The sequence below is a fragment of the Sanguibacter sp. Z6_81 genome (genome assembly GCF_057180625.1).
On the sequence record NZ_JBXUFV010000004.1, the window covers coordinates 347,365 to 364,697 of the forward strand.

Annotated in this window: 17 protein-coding genes; 12 read left to right on the plus strand and 5 right to left on the minus strand. The window is 71.5% G+C overall.

Features of this window, described 5'->3' with window-relative positions; genetic code table 11:
- Window positions 1-197: 197 nt before the first annotated feature.
- Window positions 198-896, plus strand: coding sequence for a DedA family protein (locus tag AC2AXK_RS12620; RefSeq protein ID WP_484345719.1), 699 nt, complete (start codon window positions 198-200; stop codon window positions 894-896).
- Here AC2AXK_RS12620 and coaA read toward each other — a convergent pair whose 3' ends face one another.
- Window positions 897-1,847 carry a type I pantothenate kinase gene (coaA, locus tag AC2AXK_RS12625; protein ID WP_484345720.1) on the minus strand — a complete coding sequence of 317 codons (951 nt, stop codon included), beginning with the start codon at window positions 1,845-1,847 and terminating at the stop codon, window positions 897-899. It abuts the gene before it with no gap.
- A 52-nt stretch (window positions 1,848-1,899) separates the two neighbouring features.
- On the opposite strand from coaA, the gene glmS reads away from it, so the two are divergent.
- Complete coding sequence (gene glmS / locus AC2AXK_RS12630; RefSeq protein ID WP_484345721.1) at window positions 1,900-3,765, plus strand: glutamine--fructose-6-phosphate transaminase (isomerizing); 1,866 nt, start codon at window positions 1,900-1,902, stop codon at window positions 3,763-3,765.
- 7 nt (window positions 3,766-3,772) lie between these two features.
- Window positions 3,773-4,138, plus strand: a complete 366-nt coding sequence (locus AC2AXK_RS12635) for a holo-ACP synthase (RefSeq protein WP_484345722.1) — start codon at window positions 3,773-3,775, stop codon at window positions 4,136-4,138.
- A gap of 94 nt (window positions 4,139-4,232) precedes the next feature.
- On the opposite strand, the gene AC2AXK_RS12640 is transcribed toward AC2AXK_RS12635, so the two are convergent.
- A complete protein-coding gene (locus AC2AXK_RS12640) occupies window positions 4,233-5,219 on the minus strand; it encodes an LLM class F420-dependent oxidoreductase (RefSeq protein WP_484345723.1) in 987 nt (328 codons plus the stop codon).
- 65 nt (window positions 5,220-5,284) lie between these two features.
- Between AC2AXK_RS12640 and AC2AXK_RS12645 the strand changes: the two genes are divergently transcribed.
- From AC2AXK_RS12645 to tsaD, 7 genes are read left to right on the plus strand one after another with little or no spacing between them, the layout of a single operon-like run.
- Entirely contained in the window at window positions 5,285-6,838 is a 1,554-nt protein-coding gene (locus tag AC2AXK_RS12645) for an NAD(P)H-hydrate epimerase (protein WP_484345724.1), read from the plus strand.
- Window positions 6,835-7,491: a nucleoside/nucleotide kinase family protein gene (locus AC2AXK_RS12650; RefSeq protein WP_484345725.1), complete on the plus strand. Its 657-nt coding sequence runs from the start codon at window positions 6,835-6,837 to the stop codon at window positions 7,489-7,491. Before AC2AXK_RS12645 ends, AC2AXK_RS12650 begins: the two co-directional genes overlap by 4 nt.
- A gap of 52 nt (window positions 7,492-7,543) precedes the next feature.
- The gene (alr, locus tag AC2AXK_RS12655; RefSeq protein ID WP_484345726.1) at window positions 7,544-8,818 is read left to right on the plus strand and encodes an alanine racemase; all 1,275 of its coding nucleotides are present in this window, start codon (window positions 7,544-7,546) and stop codon (window positions 8,816-8,818) included.
- Complete coding sequence (tsaE, locus tag AC2AXK_RS12660; protein ID WP_484345727.1) at window positions 8,815-9,354, plus strand: tRNA (adenosine(37)-N6)-threonylcarbamoyltransferase complex ATPase subunit type 1 TsaE; 540 nt, start codon at window positions 8,815-8,817, stop codon at window positions 9,352-9,354. The genes alr and tsaE overlap by 4 nt, the downstream gene beginning before the upstream one ends.
- Entirely contained in the window at window positions 9,342-10,058 is a 717-nt protein-coding gene (tsaB, locus tag AC2AXK_RS12665) for a tRNA (adenosine(37)-N6)-threonylcarbamoyltransferase complex dimerization subunit type 1 TsaB (protein ID WP_484345728.1), read from the plus strand. The genes tsaE and tsaB overlap by 13 nt, the downstream gene beginning before the upstream one ends.
- Window positions 10,059-10,093: 35 nt before the next feature.
- Entirely contained in the window at window positions 10,094-10,534 is a 441-nt protein-coding gene (gene rimI, locus AC2AXK_RS12670) for a ribosomal protein S18-alanine N-acetyltransferase (protein WP_484345729.1), read from the plus strand.
- Between the two features lie 10 nt (window positions 10,535-10,544).
- Entirely contained in the window at window positions 10,545-11,588 is a 1,044-nt protein-coding gene (tsaD, locus tag AC2AXK_RS12675) for a tRNA (adenosine(37)-N6)-threonylcarbamoyltransferase complex transferase subunit TsaD (protein ID WP_484345730.1), read from the plus strand.
- Between the two features lie 15 nt (window positions 11,589-11,603).
- Here tsaD and AC2AXK_RS12680 read toward each other — a convergent pair whose 3' ends face one another.
- The 3 genes from AC2AXK_RS12680 to AC2AXK_RS12690 are packed head-to-tail and all read right to left on the minus strand — an operon-like array spanning window position 11,604 to window position 15,116.
- Window positions 11,604-12,737, minus strand: a complete 1,134-nt coding sequence (locus AC2AXK_RS12680; RefSeq protein WP_484345756.1) for a glutamate--cysteine ligase — start codon at window positions 12,735-12,737, stop codon at window positions 11,604-11,606.
- A gap of 2 nt (window positions 12,738-12,739) precedes the next feature.
- A complete protein-coding gene (locus AC2AXK_RS12685; RefSeq protein ID WP_484345731.1) occupies window positions 12,740-14,020 on the minus strand; it encodes a THUMP-like domain-containing protein in 1,281 nt (426 codons plus the stop codon).
- 37 nt (window positions 14,021-14,057) lie between these two features.
- Window positions 14,058-15,116: an NYN domain-containing protein gene (locus AC2AXK_RS12690; RefSeq protein WP_484345732.1), complete on the minus strand. Its 1,059-nt coding sequence runs from the start codon at window positions 15,114-15,116 to the stop codon at window positions 14,058-14,060.
- A gap of 1,160 nt (window positions 15,117-16,276) precedes the next feature.
- On the opposite strand from AC2AXK_RS12690, the gene AC2AXK_RS12695 reads away from it, so the two are divergent.
- A complete protein-coding gene (locus AC2AXK_RS12695) occupies window positions 16,277-16,771 on the plus strand; it encodes a hypothetical protein (protein WP_484345733.1) in 495 nt (164 codons plus the stop codon).
- Window positions 16,772-16,843: 72 nt separating this feature from the next.
- Window positions 16,844-17,333 (plus strand): hypothetical protein (locus tag AC2AXK_RS12700; protein ID WP_484345734.1); only part of this gene is annotated, 490 nt, incomplete at its 3' end.

The window sequence follows — 17,333 nt, forward strand, 5'->3', positions numbered from 1 at the left end:
GTGCAGACCGCCCTGAGGACGAGGAGCGGCGTCCCACGTTCATCCCTCCGGGGGAAGTGCTCGGCAGATGCATGATGATGAGATGAGACGCCCCGTCGGGGCCTTCCCCACCAGACCCGTGCCTGGCCTGGTGCCAGGAGCCGTGGGGGGTGCGAGCGATCCGCGCTCGCGATCTGTCGAGAGAGAAGAGGGCCTCGGTGCTGGACGGGCTTGAGGTCTGGGCCGCGGGATTGGCCGCGTCGCCGTGGATCTTCGTCGTGCTCTTCGTGTTCGTCACGGTCGACGCGATCTTCCCGCCCGTTCCGAGCGAGTCCTTCGTCATCGCCCTCGCTGCGCTCTCGGTGTCGGACGGCAGCCCGAACCTCTGGGTGCTCGGCATCGTCGCGGCCACGGGTGCGTTCACCGGGGACCTCATCGCCTTCTCGGTAGGAAGGCGGCTGGACGTGCGGCAGATGCGACTCATGCGCGGCCGACGGGTGCAGGCGGCGTTCGTGTGGGCGGAGCGGGCCCTGCAGCACCGACCGGCCCCGATCATCATCGCGGCGCGGTACATCCCGGTCGGTCGCGTCGCCGTCAACATCACCGCGGGCACGGTGCAGTACTCACGGGCGAAGTTCACGGGTCTCGCCGGCATCGCGGCGGTCTCGTGGGCGGCGTACTCGACACTCATCGGGGTCGGCGCCGGTGCCTGGCTCGAGCACAGCCCGCTGCTCGCCGTTGCCGTCGGCGTCGCCGGCGGCGTCCTCATCGGGTTCGTCGTCGACTGGGTCCTGGGGCGGATCCTGCGCGGCCGCGCCGCGCGTACCGCGCGACGGGAGGCGCGCGACGAGCTTGCCGTGCCCGCCGAGGACCGTCCCGGCTCGGCCGTCCCGGCCAGCGGACGCGCCGCGTGCTGATCAGAGCTTGCGCAGCCGGACCCGCTGGACGGCGTGGTCCGGCCCCTTGGTGAGGACGAGCGTCGCCCGGCTGCGCGTGGGCAGGATGTTCTCGATGAGGTTCGGTTCGTTGATCGTGTCCCAGATCGACTCGGCCTTCTCGATCGCTTCGTCGTCCGACAGGTCCGCGTACCGGTGGAAGTACGACTCGGGGCGTGCGAACGCCGTCTTGCGCAGCGAGAGAAAACGGTCGACGTACCACTGACGCACGTCCGAGGTCCGCGCGTCCACGTAGATCGAGAAGTCGAAGAAGTCGCTCACCGCGAGGTTCGACGCGCTCTCCGTCGACCGGGCGGGCTGCAGCACGTTGAGTCCCTCGACGATGAGCACGTCGGGCTGGCTGACGACCGTCCGTCGGCCCGGGACGATGTCGTACGTGAGGTGGTCGTACACCGGGGCGCTCACCCGGGCGTGGCCGGCCTTGATCTTCGTGAGGAACCGGATGAGCGCCCGGCGGTCGTAGGACTCGGGAAACCCCTTCCGGTCCATGAGCCCGCGGCGTTGCAGCTCGGCGTTCGGCAGGAGGAACCCGTCCGTGGTGATGAGCTGGACACTGGGGGTGTTGGGCCAGCGAGCCATCATCTCGCGCAGGAGGCGCGCGGTGGTGGACTTCCCGACGGCCACCGATCCGGCGACCCCGATGACGTACGGCGTCCTCCCGGAGTCCTCCCGGAGGAACGTCGACGTCGCGCCGCGGAGGTTCGTCGTGGCCGTGACGTAGAGGTTGAGCAGCCGTGACAGGGGGCGGTAGACGGTGTCGACCTCCGCGAGGTCGATGGGGTCACCGATCCCGCGCAACCGGGCGACGTCGTCGTCGGTCATCGGCAGCGGGGTGGACTCGGAGAGCCGGTACCACGCTGCCCGGTCGAGGTCCACGTAGGGAGTCGCGGGCACGATGTTCGAGTCAACCACTTGTTGATTCTGCCTGATCGCGCGGGCCTCCCCGTCCACTAGACTCACGCCCATGTGTGGAATCGTGGGTTATGTAGGGTCCCAGACCGCGTCGGACCGTCCGCTCGAGGTGATGATCTCCGGTCTTCGGCGCCTGGAGTACCGGGGGTACGACTCTGCGGGGGTCGCGCTCGTCGGGCCGGGCCTCGGTACCGTCGTCAGCGCCAAGAAGGCCGGCAAGCTCGTCAACCTCATGGGGGAGCTCGAGTCGAGCCCTCTCCCGCCGGCGACCGCAGCCATCGGCCACACGCGTTGGGCGACGCACGGCGCCCCCAACGACGTCAACGCCCACCCGCACCTCGCGGACGGTGGACGCCTCGCAGTGATCCACAACGGGATCGTCGAGAACTTCGCCCTCCTCAAGGAGGAGCTCCTCGCCGGGGGCGTGGAGTTCCTGTCGGAGACCGACACGGAGGTCGTCGCACACCTGCTCGCCATCGCGCACGCCGAGACGGGTGACCTCACCGAGGCGATGCGGAGGGTCGTCCAGCGGCTGGACGGCACCTTCACGCTGCTCGCTGTCCACGCCGACAGCCCGGACACGGTCGTCGGCGCACGCCACGACTCACCGCTCGTCGTCGGGCTCGGCGAGGGTGAGAACTTCCTCGGGTCGGACGTCGCCGCCTTCATCGCCTACACGCGTGACGCGCTCGAGCTCGGTCAGGACCAGATCGCGACGATCACGCCTGACGCGGTCGCGGTGACGGACTTCGACGGCAACCCGGTCGAGGCCCGCCGCTTCACCGTGGACTGGGACACGGAGGCGGCGGAGAAGGGCGGCTTCGCGTCCTTCATGGACAAGGAGATCCACGACCAGCCCAAGGCCGTCGCGGACACGCTCCTCGGCCGGACGGACGCGCAGGGCCAGCTCGTCCTCGACGACCTGCGGATCGACGAGGCCGTCCTGCGGTCCATCGACAAGATCGTCGTCATCGCGTGCGGCACCGCCGCATACTCGGGGCACGTCGCCAAGTACGCGATCGAGCACTGGTGCCGCATCCCGGTCGAGGTCGAGCTGGCGCACGAGTTCCGGTACCGCGACCCGGTCGTCAACTCCAAGACCCTCGTCGTCGCCGTCACGCAGTCCGGCGAGACCATGGACACGCTCATGGCCGTCCGCCACGCCCGCGAGCAGGGCGCGAAGGTCATCTCGATCGTCAACACGCACGGGTCGACGATCCCGCGTGAGTCCGACGCGGTCCTCTACACCCACGCTGGCCCGGAGATCGCGGTCGCGTCGACGAAGGCATTCCTCTCGCAGATCACCGCGGCGTACCTCCTGGGGCTCTACCTGGCCCAGCTGCGGGGCAACAAGTTCCCGGACGAGATCGCCGAGATCCTCGACGACCTGCGCCAGATGCCGGCGAAGATCCAGGAGGTCATCGACCGTGGCGCTCGCGTGCGGGAGATCGCCCGCTGGATGGCCGACACGTCGTCGGTGCTGTTCCTCGGTCGCCACGTGGGGTTCCCGGTGGCGCTCGAGGGCGCGCTCAAGCTCAAGGAGCTCGCGTACATCCACGCCGAGGGCTTCGCGGCCGGCGAGCTCAAGCACGGGCCGATCGCGCTCATCGAGCCGGGCCAGGCCGTGTTCGTCGTCGTCCCGTCCCCCCGGGGGCGGCACTCGCTGCACTCGAAGGTGATCTCGAACATCCAGGAGATCCGTGCACGCGGGGCGCGCACGCTGGTCATCGCGGAGGACGGTGACGAGGCCGTGCGCCCCTACGCGGACGAGGTCTTCTGGGTGCCGGCCTGCCCGACGCTGCTCTCCCCGCTGCTCACGGTCGTGCCGTTGCAGATCTTCGCGTGCGAGCTCGCGACGGCCAAGGGGCTCGATGTGGACCAGCCGCGGAACCTGGCCAAGTCCGTCACGGTGGAGTAGCCCCCTCGTGATCGTCGGGATCGGTGTCGACGTCGTCGAGATCGACCGCTTCGTCGCGGCGCTCGAGCGGACGCCCCGCCTGCTCGAGAAGCTGTTCACGGAGGTGGAGCGCGGCCTCGCGCCCTCGTCCCTGGCCGCGCGCTTCGCGGCCAAGGAAGCTGTCGCGAAGGCGCTCGGCGCCCCGGGGGACCTCCGGTGGCACGACGTGACGATCCCCCGTGAGCCCGGCCGACCGCCCGTGCTGACGACGCGGGGGACCGTGGCGGCGCGGGCGGCGCGGCTCGGGGTCGCCCGGTTCCACCTCAGCCTCTCGCACGACGGCGGCATCGCGACCGCCATGGTCGTCGCCGAGGGCGACGCCCCGGGCAGCTGAGGAGCCGGCGGGCACACGACGCGAGCGCCCCGGCTGACACAGGACGAGGAGCGCCCGGCGGACCGGGACGCTCCTCGTCGGTGGCAGGTGCGGGTCAGGCGAAGTTGGACGCGACCGTCCGCTCGAACAGCTCGATCCCGCTGCGGTCGTAGGCGGCCTCGGCGAAGTACGTGATCGCGTACGTCATGCCGAGCCCCTCGAGCGCCATGAGCTTCTCGGTGATCTGCTCGGGCGTCCCGACGAGCGGTCCGTCGCGGTACCCCTCCGCCTCACGCTCGGCCTTCGCCGGCACGGTCTTCTTCAGGTGGTCGATGTACCACGCGATGCGGTCCGCGACGTCCTTCTCGGTCTCGCCGATGACGACGTTGTAGTTGGCCGACCGCGTGATGGCACCGAAGTCGCGTCCCACGGCGTCGCAGTGCTCAGCGAGGATCGCGGACTTGCGTGCGAACGTCTCCTCCGAGCCGTCGAAGTTCGTGTACTGCGCGTACTTCGCTGCGATCTTCAGGGTCTTGCGCTCTCCGCCCCCCGCGATCCACAGCGGCGGTCCGCCGTCCTGGAGGGGGAGCGGGTAGCAGCGGGCGCCGTCGACCTGGTAGTGCTTGCCGTCGAACGTCGCGGAGCCCTCCGACCACATCTGGCGCATGATCTGCACGCCCTCGTCGAGCATGGCGAGCCGCTCGCCGGCGCCGGGGAACCCGTAGCCGTAGGCGCGCCACTCGTGCTCGTACCAGCCGGCGCCGATGCCCATCTGGGCGCGGCCGCCGCTGACGATGTCGACGGTGGCGGCGACCTTCGCGAGGTACGCGGGGTTGCGGTACGACATGCAGGTGCACATCTGACCGAGCTTCACGCGGCTGCTCGCGGCGGCGAAGGCCGCCATGAGGGTCCACGCCTCGTGCGTGGCCTCCTGGGTGGGCTCGGGGACCGTGTGGAAGTGGTCGTAGACCCACACGGAGTCGAAGGTGGTGCCGGTGTCGGCGTGCTGGAGAAGTCCGTTCATGGTCGACCAGTGGTCAGCGGCGTCGATGCCGGTGAGGTCCTGGCGCCAGCCCTGTGGGATGAAGAGTCCGAATCGCATGGCCAGATCCTACGGTGGCGACCCGGCCCGCGCGGGTCGAGCCGCGTCGCGGCATGATGACAGACATGATCGACGCCTACGACGCCCGTGCAGTCCGTGACGCGGAGGCGCCCTTGCTGGCCGCGGGGGAGGACCTCATGGGCCGGGCGGCGTTCGGCCTGGCCGGGGCCGTCGTGCGGGTGCTGCGCGAGCGGCGCGGACGCCTCGCGGGCAGCCGTGTCCTCGCGCTCGTCGGGCCCGGCAACAACGGTGGGGACACGCTCCACGCGGCCGCGGCCCTCGCGCGACGGGGCGTGGCCGTCACGGCGCTGCTGGCCGGGGACCACGTGCACGACGCCGGTCTGGCGGCACTGAGGAAGACGAGCGCGCGCTGGGCGGTGTCCGCGGACAGCGACGTCGGTGGGCTCGCCTCGGGGTGCGACGTCGTGCTCGACGGCCTCCTCGGGATCGGTGCGAGCGGCGGGTTGCGGGACCGTGCTCGGGACGTCGTGGAGAGGGTCGCGGCGGTTCTCGACGGGGACGGGCCGCGCCCAGCCGTCGTCGCTGTCGACGTCCCCAGCGGCGTCGGGGTGGACGACGGTACGGTGCCGGGTCCTGTGCTGCGGGCCGACGTCACGGTGACGTTCGGCGCGTGGAAGCCTGCGCTCCTTCTCCCACCGGCGGCCGCCCTCGCGGGCCGGGTGGAGGTCGTGGACATCGGACTGGACCTCACCCGCGCCCGCCCCGTCGTCCGGCGACTGGAACCAGCCGACCTCGTGGACCTCGGTCTGCTCCGCGCCCCGGACGCCGCAGACCACAAGTACACCCGCGGGGTGCTGGGTGTCGTCGCGGGGACCGCGCAGTTCCCGGGTGCCGCGGTCCTCACGGTGAGCGGGGCGGTCCGGACCGGGGTGGGGATGGTCCGCTACCTCGGCCCACGGGAGGTCGCGGACGCCGTCATCGCCCTGCGGCCCGAGGCCGTGCCGGCACCCGGCAGGGTGCAGGCATGGGCCGTGGGTCCGGGTATCGCGTCGGCGCCCGCCGTCACGGACGAGGCGGTCCACGCCCAGCAGCACAGGATCCGCCGCCTGCTGGCCCGGGTCGTGGGGGACGAGGGCGCCGAGACCGAGACCGCCCGGGTCCCCGTCGTCGTCGATGCCGGCGCTCTCGCGCTGATCCCCCCGCACTGCCCGCCGTGGGTCGTGCTCACTCCGCACGCGGGCGAGCTGGGCGAGCTGCTGCGGGCTCGCGGCGAGACGGTCGAGCGCAGCGACGTGGAGGCCGCCCCCCTGCGGTGGGCGCGGCGCGCGCACGAGCTCACCGGCGCGACCGTGCTGCTCAAGGGACCGGTGACCGTCGTCGTCGGGCACGGGGTGGCGTTCGCTCAGGCCGACGGCCCGGCGTGGCTCGCGACGGCCGGGGCGGGGGACGTCCTCGCGGGGGTCCTCGGGGCGCTGCTCGCCGCGCGCTCGACCGCCACGCTCAAGGATGCCGTGCTGCCGGCGCGCCTCGCGGCCGCTGCTGCGCTCCTGCACGGCTCGGCGGCTCGACGCGCGAACCCCGGTGGACCCGTCGCGGCGCTGGATGTGGCAGACGCCGTGCCGAGCACCGTCGCAGCCCTGCTCGCCGGACGCGCATGACCGCGGCGGAAGCAGGCAGGTGGACGGACCGGACGACCCGGGACGCGCTCGTCGCGCGGATCGGCGGGCTGCTGGACCAGGAACCCGGGGGCCGGATCGTGCTCGGTGTGGCGGGATCGCCGGGAGCGGGCAAGTCGACTCTCGCAGCCGAGGTCGTGCGCACCCTGCGGTCCGTGGGCATCGGCGCCGTGTGCGTGCCGATGGACGGCTTCCACCTCGCGCAGTGCGAGCTGGAGCGCCTGGGCCGGGCGGACCGCAAGGGTGCGCCGGACACGTTCGACGTAGGCGGGTACGTCGCACTGCTCGCCCGGCTCCGCGACCGCACGACGACCGTGTGGGCGCCGGAGTTCCGCCGTGAGATCGAGGAGCCCGTCGCGGGCGCGATCCCCGTCGTGCCCGAGGTGCAGGTGGTCGTCACCGAGGGCAACTACCTCCTCGTGGACGGCCCCTGGGCGGACGTGCGCACGCACCTCGACGAGACCTGGTTCGTGCGCGTCGACGACGCCGTCCGGCGGGACCGCCTCGTCGCGCGGCACGTGCTCCACGGGCGGGCTCCGGAGGCCGCCCGTGCGTGGGCCCTCGGGACGGACGAGGCCAACGCGCGCCTCGTCGCGGGGACCGCGCACCGGGCCGACCTCGTCGTCGACGTGTGAGTGCGCTCAGGGATGTCGTCCGGCGCCTCGGGCGGGGCGACAATAGGGAGCTATGAGCGCTCTTCCCGTCGTGACCGCACCGAGCCGTACGGTCGCAGCGTCGTACCCGTCCCGCGCGGTCGTCGACCTCGAGGCGGTCCGGTCCAACGTGCGGACCCTCGTCGCCGCTGCGGCCCGTCCAGCGGGTGGGGCCGAGGTCATGGCCGTGGTCAAGGCCGACGCCTACGGGCACGGCCTCGTGCCGTGCGCGCGGGCCGCGCTCGAGGCCGGTGCGCGGTGGCTCGGTGCCGCCCAGGTGCCGGAGGCGCTGGCCCTGCGTGCCGCGGGCGTGGGGGGCCGCATCCTCACGTGGCTGTACGCCCCCGGCGCCCCGCTCGCGGAGGCTCTCACCGCCGACATCGACGTCTCGGTGGCGTCGCCCGAGGCGCTCGCCGAGGTGCTCGCCGCAGCCATCGCCACCGGCCGGGTCGCGCGCGTCCACGTCAAGGTCGACACCGGCCTCGGACGCAACGGCGTCACGATGGACGCACTGCCGGGAGTGCTCCGCACGGCCGTGGCGGCGCAGGCCGACGGGCTCGCGGAGATCGTGGGGATCTGGTCGCACCTCGCCTTCGCGGACGAGCCCGCCCACCCGACCGTGCTCGCACAGGCGACGGTGTTCGACGACGCCGTCCGCCTCGCCGAGGACGCCGGCGCGCACCTCGAGGTCCGTCACCTCGCGAACTCCGCCGCGACGCTCACGAACCCGCGGATGCACTACGACCTCGTCCGACCCGGTCTGGCCGTGTACGGCCTGTCGCCGGTCCCGCACCTCGGGGGACCGGCCGACCTCGGGCTGGTGCCCGCGATGACGCTCGAGGCCTCGCTCGCGACCGTCAAGCAGGTCCCGGCCTCGACGGGAGTGTCCTACGCGCACGCCTACACGACGACCGGTCCCACGACCCTCGGCGTCGTCCCGCTCGGGTACGCCGACGGGATCCCGCGGCACGCCTCGGGATCCCCGGAGCACCCGGGCGGTCCCGTGCTCGTCGGCAGCGGACCGTCCCGGCGGACGCTCCATGTGGCGGGACGCGTCTGCATGGACCAGTTCGTCGTCGATCTCGGTGCCGACGCCAGCGAGCGTGCGGGCGACACGGTGGTGCTCTTCGGCACCGGTGCCGACGGTGGACCGACCGCCGAGGACTGGGCGCGGGCGGCTGGCACGATCAGCTACGAGATCACGACCCGCCTCGGCGCCCGTGTCCCACGCACCTACCGCAACGACTCGCCACCGACGACCTCCCCGGGACCCACGAGCCCGGCCGACCGCCCCAGGACACGCCCGTGACCACGTCTGAGCTCCCACCCCTCACCCTCGCGCTGCCCGACGCCGACGCGACCCGCGCCCTCGGGCGCGCCCTCGCGCAGGAGCTGCGGGCGGGAGACCTCGTCATGCTCACCGGAGACCTGGGCGCCGGCAAGACGACCCTCACCCAGGGCATCGGCGCCGGGCTCGACGTGCGCGGTCAGGTCGCGTCACCCACCTTCGTCATCGCGCGGGTGCACCCCCCGCTGGGTGCCGGACCTGCGCTCGTGCACGTCGACGCGTACCGGCTGGGGTCACTCGACGAGGTCGACGCGTTGGATCTCGATGCGAGCCTCGAGGAGTCCGTCACCGTCGTCGAGTGGGGATCGGGTCTCGTGGAGTCGCTCGCCGGTGATCGGCTCGAGATCACGATCGAGCGGCCCCGCGGCGGTGTCGGCGCCGAGGGGGCTGACGACCTCGTCGACGCGGAGGTAGGAGTGCGCCGCGTGAGTGTCCGGGCCTTCGGGAGTCGGTGGACACCCGACCACCTCAGTAGGCTGGCCCGGTGGCAGTCCTAGCTCTCGATACCTCCGCCGCCGTCTCGGTGGCTCTGCTCGACGACGGCGGGGCCGTGCTCGCGGCCCGACAGGTCGTCGAGCAGCGCCGGCACGCCGAGCTCCTCACCCCGATGATCGACGAGGTCCTCTCCGAGGCGGGGCTGGCCCCGCCCGACCTGCGCGCCGTCGTCGTCGGCACGGGTCCCGCACCGTTCACGGGGTTGCGGGTCGGCCTCGTCACGGCCGAGGTCCTCGGCTTCGCGCTCGGCATCCCCGTGCACGGTGTGTCGAGCCTCGACGCCGTCGCGTCGGCGGCAGCGCTCCGTCTGGACGTCCCGGCCGGTTCCGACGTGCTCGTCGTGACCGACGCCCGTCGCCGTGAGGTGTACTACGCCCGCTACCGGGTGGGTGGGTCCCTGCCGAGCGGGGACGGCGCGCCGGGAGCGGTGGCGCTCGAGCTCGTCGCTGGCCCCGGTGTCGCGGCACCCGCTGACGTCGTCGCGCAAGGGCTCGGCGCCGGCGCCGTGGTCGTCGGTCCGGCGACCGCGCTCTACCCGGAGCTCCTGCCGCCCACGGACGCCGCGCCGAGCCTGCCGGACCCCGCGCACCTCGCCCGGATCGCGCTCGCACGGGCCGCAGCGGGCGAGGCCCTGCCGACAGAGCCCCTGTACCTGCGCCGCCCGGACGCGCAGGAGCCCGCGGCGCGCAAGCGGGCCACCGGATGACGGCTGGCGCTCGCAGCCACGCGACCCTGCGACCGATGCGGGCCACGGACCTCGAGCGCATCGCGGAGCTCGAGGTCGAGCTCTTCGGTCCCAGTGCCTGGACCCCGGGCATGCTCCGTGAGGAGCTCGCCGGGCCGGGCCGCTGGTACGTCGTCGCGGTCGCCGAGGATCGTGTCGTCGGATACACCGGGCTGTGGTTCGACGGGGAGGTCGCCCAGGTCATGACCCTCGGCGTCGACCCGGCGGTCCAGCGGGGCGGAACGGGCCGGCAGCTCCTCGCTGCGCTGGTCGCGCGGTCGGTCGAGCTCGGTGCGACGGCGGTGCTCCTCGAGGTCGCGGTGGACAACATGCCGGCGATCGCGCTCTACGAGCGCACCGGGTTCGAGCGGATCGGGGTGCGCAAGCGGTACTACCAGCCCGAGGACACCGACGCGTACGTCATGCGGCTCGTCCTCGGCGGACCTGGCGTGGCTTAATCTAGGAGGCATGTCCGCGCCCCTCGTCCTCGGCATCGAAAGCTCCTGCGACGAGACGGGGGTCGCCCTCGTCCGTGGGAACGAGCTCCTCAGCGACGAGGTCGCCAGCTCGGTCGACGAGCACGCGCGGTTCGGCGGGATCATCCCCGAGGTCGCGTCGCGTGCCCACCTCGAGGCCATGGTCCCGACCCTGCGCCGGGCCCTCGCCGCCGCCGACGTGGACCTCAGCGAGATCGACGCGGTCGCGGTCACCGCGGGCCCGGGCCTCGTGGGTCCGCTCACCGTGGGGGCGTCCGCTGCGAAGGCCCTCGCGGTCGCGCTGAACAAGCCCTTGCACGGCGTCAACCATGTCGTGGGGCACGCGGCGGTCGACCAGCTCGTGCATGGCGAGTTCCCCGAGCGGTTCCTGTCGCTCGTGGTCTCCGGCGGGCACTCCTCGCTCCTGCTCGTCGACGACATCGCGACGCGCGTCACGGAGCTGGGTTCCACGCTCGACGACGCCGCAGGCGAGGCGTTCGACAAGGTGGGCCGGCTCCTCGGCCTGCCCTACCCGGGCGGCCCGCACGTCGACCGGTTGGCCCGGGAGGGTGACCCGCGGGCGATCCGGTTCCCCCGGGGGTTGACGGCCGCGAAGGACCAGGCGCGTCACCAGGACGACTTCTCGTTCTCCGGCCTCAAGACGGCCGTGGCCCGCTGGATCGAGGCGCGTACCGACAGCGGCGAGCCCATCCCGCTCGCGGACGTCGCGGCGTCGTTCGCGGACGCCGTCGCCGACGTGCTCACCGCCAAGACGATCGCTGCGTGCCGCCGGCACGACGTCGACACGCTCGTCATCGGTGGCGGCTTCTCCGCGAACTCCCAGCTGCGCACCCTGGCCGCCGAGCGGTGCGCGGAGGCGGGCATCACGCTGCGGATCCCGCCCATCCGGTACTGCACCGACAACGGGGCGATGATCGCGGCCCTGGGGTCCGCCGTGGTCGCGGCCGGGGTCGCCCCGTCACGGCTGGACATCCCGGTGGACTCGTCGATGCCGCTGACGACCGTGACGGTCTGACCTGCTGGTCCCGTCCTACAAGGGCCTGCCGGCGCGCATCTCGGCGACGAGGGAGTCGACGACAGCGTCGAGGTCGCCGCCGTTGCGCCGGGCCACCGCGCGCTGACGCTGGTATCCCGCGCCCTTGCGCATGATCGTGCGGATCCCGTCCAGCTCCGCGGAGCAGCCGAGGCGTTCCGCGACGGGCTCGAGCTCGACGAGCAGCCGCGAGAGGGAGTCGGTGACGAGCTCCTCGTCGCCACGGGCATTGGTGATGACGATCGCGTCCATGCCGTACCGCGCCGACCGCCACTTGTTCTCCTGCGCGAACCACGGCGGGATCGTCAGCAGGGTCTCCCCGCGGTCGAGGAGTGTGGAGAGGTGCTCGACGAGGCAGTGGTTGAGCGCCGCGAGCGCGAGGACCTCGGTGATGTTCGAGGCGCCGTCGCAGATGCGGGTCTCGAGGGTGCCGAACCTGGGGGAGGGGCGCAGGTCCCACCGGACCTCGTCGAACTGGTCGATGACACCGGTGTGCAGCATGTCCGCGACGTACCCCTCGAGCTGCTCCCACTGCTCGAACTGGAAGCCGAGGCCGGCGGTGGGCAGCTGCTGGAACATCAGGGCGCGGTTCGAGGCGTACCCGGTGTCCTTGCCGCCCCAGAACGGGCTCGACGCCGACAACGACTGCAGGTGGCCGAAGTACCCGAGCATCGCGCGGGAGATCGGCAGCACCTTGTCCCGGTCCTCGATGCCGACGTGGACGTGCACCCCGTAGATGAGCATCTGCCGCCCCCACCACTGGGTGCGGTCGATGAGGGTCGCGTACCGCTCCTTGTCCGTGACCTTCTGCTGCGCCCACCGGGCGGAGGGGTGCGTCCCGGAGGACATGAGCTCCACGCGGAGCGGGTCGGTGATCGTGCGGATCTCGGCGATGCTGCGCTCGAGGTCGTCCCCGGCCTCGCGGACCGTGCGGCACACGCCCGAGACGATCTCGACGGTGTTGAGGAGGAGCTCCTGGCGGATGTGCGGGTGCTGCGTGCCGTCGGGGGAGACGGCGTCGAGGACGGTCTGGGCGACCTGGCGGAGGTCGCCGGAGTCCTTGTCGACGAGTGCGAGCTCCCACTCGACGCCGAGCGTCGAGCGCTCGGAGCGGGCGAAGGGCAGGTGCATGGTCATTCCGTTCCGGTCGACGGGAGCTGGTCCCCGCGTACGGGGTCCGTGCGCTCGAGCGGCTCGACGACGAGGATCTGCTGGGATCCTGCGACGCGCGTGAGAACGATCGTCGCCTCGTTCGGGCCCTTGAGCGAGAGCTGGCTGCGGAGGGACTCGGGCGTGACCGCGGTGCCACGCTTCTTGATCGTCACCCGGCCGACGCCGCGCTCGCGCAGGTACGCGCGCACGCGCTTGAGCCCGAACGGCATGGTGTCGAGGACCCGGTACCCGGTGCCGAGGGGGACGGCGCCGTGCCAGTCGACCGGTGCGTCGGTCGTGATGTACGCGATGGTGCGGTCCAGCAGACGGCCGGCGAGCGCGCGTGAGGCGTCCGCGACGAGGCCGGCGCGGATGACGGCGCCGTCGGGCTCGTAGAGGTAACCGCCGATCCCACGGACGTCGGCGACGGCGTCGGGGGCGTCGTCGAGACCGTCGCCACGGAACGTCCGGGAGGACGTCCGACCGCCCTCCTCGGTGAGCAGCAACGCTGTGCGGCCGTGGTCCGGGGCGAGCGGACCGAACCACAGCCCTGCCTCGACCACGTCGCCGTCCACGGACACCCACTGCGCCTCGCAGTCCTCGGGCAGGCCGTTGTGGGAGATCCCCGGGCCCACCTTGATGCCGACGGCGGGGACGGCCGAGCGCAGCGCCCACACGTCGTCGAGCGCTGGTGCGTAGGCCTTGGGGTCGACGATCCGCTTGCCGGAGCGCGTGCGCCGCGCGGGGTCCGCGTAGATCCCCGACGTCGGCCCGGTGAAGCCCTCCGCCGCGAGGTCGAGCGCGAGGCCGTCCCCGAACCGGACGGTCGCCTCGGGGAAGGACCGGAGGTTGACCGTGGCGACCGCGGCCGTGACCTCGTCGATCTCCGTCGCGAGGACGGTCAGTCCCATGCCGGCGAACGCCATGGCGTCGGCGCCGACACCGCACGTGAGGTCGACGACGCGGTCGATCCCGGCGGCGACGTAGCGCTGGGCGTGGTGGGCGGCGACGACGAGCCGGGTCGCCTGCTCGAGGCCCGCGGGTGTGAAGAGCATCCCGTCGGAGAACTCGCCGAACTTCGCTCGCGCCTTGTCGCGCAGGCGCGACTGGGTGAGCGCGAGCGACACGAGCTCCGGGTCGAAGCCCTTCGCACGCAGACGCTCGGAGAGAACCATCGCGAGCTTCTCGTCGTACGGCGGGAGCGCGTTGAGCAGGGCCCAGCCGTCCGGGTCGAGCAGCTTGGCGAGCGCGGCAGCATCCATGCCGTGATCCTTTCACGGCATGGATGCTGTGCCCGGCCTACGGCAGGAACGCGGCGCGGAGCTTGACCTTGCGGACGTTGCCCGACTCGTCGACCTCGACGAACGAGCCACGGGACCGCAGGAAGTCGGTGAACGTGCGGTACCCGAGGGCCTTCTCGTTGAAGGTCGGGTCCATGCGCAGCATGTGGTTCTTCACGGCGCCCGTCTGCAGCCACTCCGCATCGTCCTTGGCGTGGCCCAGGCGCAGGGCGCGGACGAGCAGGCCGCTGGGGCCCTTGCGGGGGACCACGACGCCGGACTCGTCGTCCTCGTCCTCGCCGTCGGGCCCGTCCGGGTCCGTGGTGGTCGCGGAGAGGGCGAGGTCCGCCCCCGCGGCGGTCGCCCCGGTGCTGGCGCCGTCGGCGGCATCCGGGGTCGTCGGGGGGCCTTCTGCCCGCGCCGCAGCGCGGGCAGACCCACGGCGCGTGCGCGCGGGACGCTCGGCGACGGGCTCGGGCGTCTCCTCGACGACAGGCTCGTCCTCCGCGGTGCCGGGCAGCGCGTCGTAGTCCATGAACGCGTCGCACGCGGCGGCGAGCGACGCGCTCGTCGCACCCGCGACACCGATCCCGACGACGTACCGCCCGAGGCGCTTGCTGCGCTGGGCGAGCGCGATGTAGTCCGAGTCACCGGCGACGATGACGACGTGGGTGAGGTCGGGGACCCGGAAGAGATCCTCGACGACGTCGATCGCGAGGCGGATGTCCGCGCCGTTCTTCATGGACGCAACAGTGGGGAACAGCTGCGTGAGGTCGACGGCTCGGTCGACGAGCTGCGAGCGGTAGCTCGCGTTGATCGGCACGGACCAGTCGGCGTACGCCCGGCTGATCGCCACGGTGCCGAGCGACGACGCGAAGTCGAGGACGGCGTCGATGTCGACCTTCGCCTCCAGTGCGCGCTGGCGGACGTCCGCCGCGGTGTCCGGCGGCTGCACGGCAAGGTTCTTCGCCTTGTGCTTGTGGAACGCCCCCCGACCATGGACCTGGTCGTAGCGGGAGATGATGATGTTGTCGAAGTCGATGTAGACCGCCACACGGGCGTCTGCGGGTTCGGGCATGCGGGTCTCGTCTCGTCTGCGTGCGCTGCGGGTGCTGCACACGGGGGTACGGGCGTCTGTCTCTGCTGCGAGCCTACGGGTCGGGGAATGCGACGCGGTGCGTAGCCCGGTGCGCGCACTTCGAGGGCGGGCGGCTCCGGAGGTCTCGGTCGAAGCTCGCCGTGCCCGAGGCGGTCGTGCAGAGCGACGTCTGACGTGAGGTCCTTTGGCACTCGCCTTGACCGAGTGGATTTCCGGGGTCTGGAGGGTCAGCCGCGGTTTCGTGCGGATGTGAATTGGTGCATATGGTGCGCGACGTGACTCCCGTGCACCTGCGGGGGGACACATGGGGGACACGAAGCCCTGCCAGAGAAGCGGTGCCGCGGCGGCGGTCGGTACCGTGACCAGATGGCAGGCGAGGCACCCTCAGGACCGTGGCGATGCGACGGCTGCGGCCAGCTGATCACGTCGCCCGACGATGCCCTAGTGCTCTGGCCCGGTGACGACCCAGCCTGGGCCTCTGCCTACCGGATCGTGCACATGGCGGATCTTGCGACGGAGCTTGACTGCTTGCCGAGTGGTCCTTGGGCCGGGGCCACGTATGTCGAGTCGCTGAGCGGGCTGCTCGCGTCGACCGACTGAGAATCGCCGTTCGGAGCTCGGAGCTCGGCACTCGGCGCTCCTCGGGTCTCTGGCTCCGGAGCCGGGAGCCGGTTCCTAGTCGTTGATCTCCTCAAGCGCGTTGTCGTAAAGCGCCCCGACCTCGTGCTGACGATGGTGGCGGTCGAGGCAGATGAGTCGCTTGCCGGACCTTGCGCGGAGACGCTCGAAGACTGCGCGCGCTCTGCTCCTGGCCGATTCGAGGTGAGCTCGGAAACACGCTTGAGGTGCTCGGGGACGAAGCGGAGTCATGAGGCGCCCCCGGACGCCATCGTCGCCATGAGGCACGGCCAAGCGTGGCCGTAGTCGGGAAACCTTGGTTCGTCGGCCTATGCCTGGACCAGGAGTAGCTCCAAGCTGCGATGGGAGGTGGCGCGTGTTGCACAACAAGCAGGCCGCGGTTCGCTAGCAGGGCAACCGCGGCGCCATCCGGCCGTCGCCAGAAGGAGTGGTTCGAGAGCTTGTTCACCAGTGTTGGGCTAGATTCTTCTCAGGCGCAATGTTCATAGGGGAGGACCAGCGTGCGACGCTCTGGAACCGTCAATATCGAGCCCGACCACCGGATGATCTACATCGGCGCAACTGAGGGGGTGATGTCCGACGATGAACCGGACTTCACCTGGAGTGAGAACGGCCTCGTGGCAACAGGCCCCAAGAGGGAGGCGGCCTGGCTCCGAACGGGAATCTTCATGGGCAGCGTGTCCGTCGAGTACCACAGCGGCCCTGAGCCGGAGCCGCTCGACGTCGGCGAGTGGGATGACGTTGCGCAGATCGTCCTTGAGAATCCGCCTTCGGAGTTCGGCGCTAGGAGCCCCTTTGGCGGACCGGACACTGGCGACATCTCGCCCGGTCCTGGTCCCCTCGTTGTGAGAATTGCTGCCAAGGGGCGCGATACCGACCCTGGTGGCGTCGGGCCGGAAGAGGGCATGCCCATATTCGAGTTCTACCGCTTGGACGTTTGGCCGAAGCGCCCCGCCGATGCTGATGCGGTACTGCGTCTTCACGGCGCGAGTTAGACCCGCTACTCTTCGACTGCTATGTCCCATTTAACGGGTCTGTGAAGCAGGCCGTGCCGTCGAGGAGCTTCCATGAAACGAGTGAGCGCGATAGTCGCCGCATCGCTCTTGATCCTGTCTGCCGCACCAGCCCAAGGCATCGTATCGGCGTCAGAGGCATCGCGATCAGTCACGCCCCAGCCGTATGCTCCCGTGCCGTCTTCGGCGGTGACGGAGAGCGACGTTGAGCCGATGTTGCTTGAGTCACCGGTCGGCACGACGTTTGACGCCCTCCCCGTTGAAGTTCAGAACGCACTAGTGAGCAACGGGATGACAGAGGCTGAATTCGACGGTCAGGCGGCGCCCGCCGCCGATGTCGTCGTCACGGACGACATGATCCTGGCCGCCGGTCCATGCGAACTTTCGGTAGGTGACGTACTCACGGTTCGGCTAGAAGAGTGCCGCATAGCGAATGGTTTGCCTCCGTTGCCTGCGCCGGACCCGAATGCTGTGCAGCCGCAGCCTGTGCCGGACCCGAATGCTGTGCAGCCGCAGCCTGTGCCGGACCCGAATGCTGTGCAGC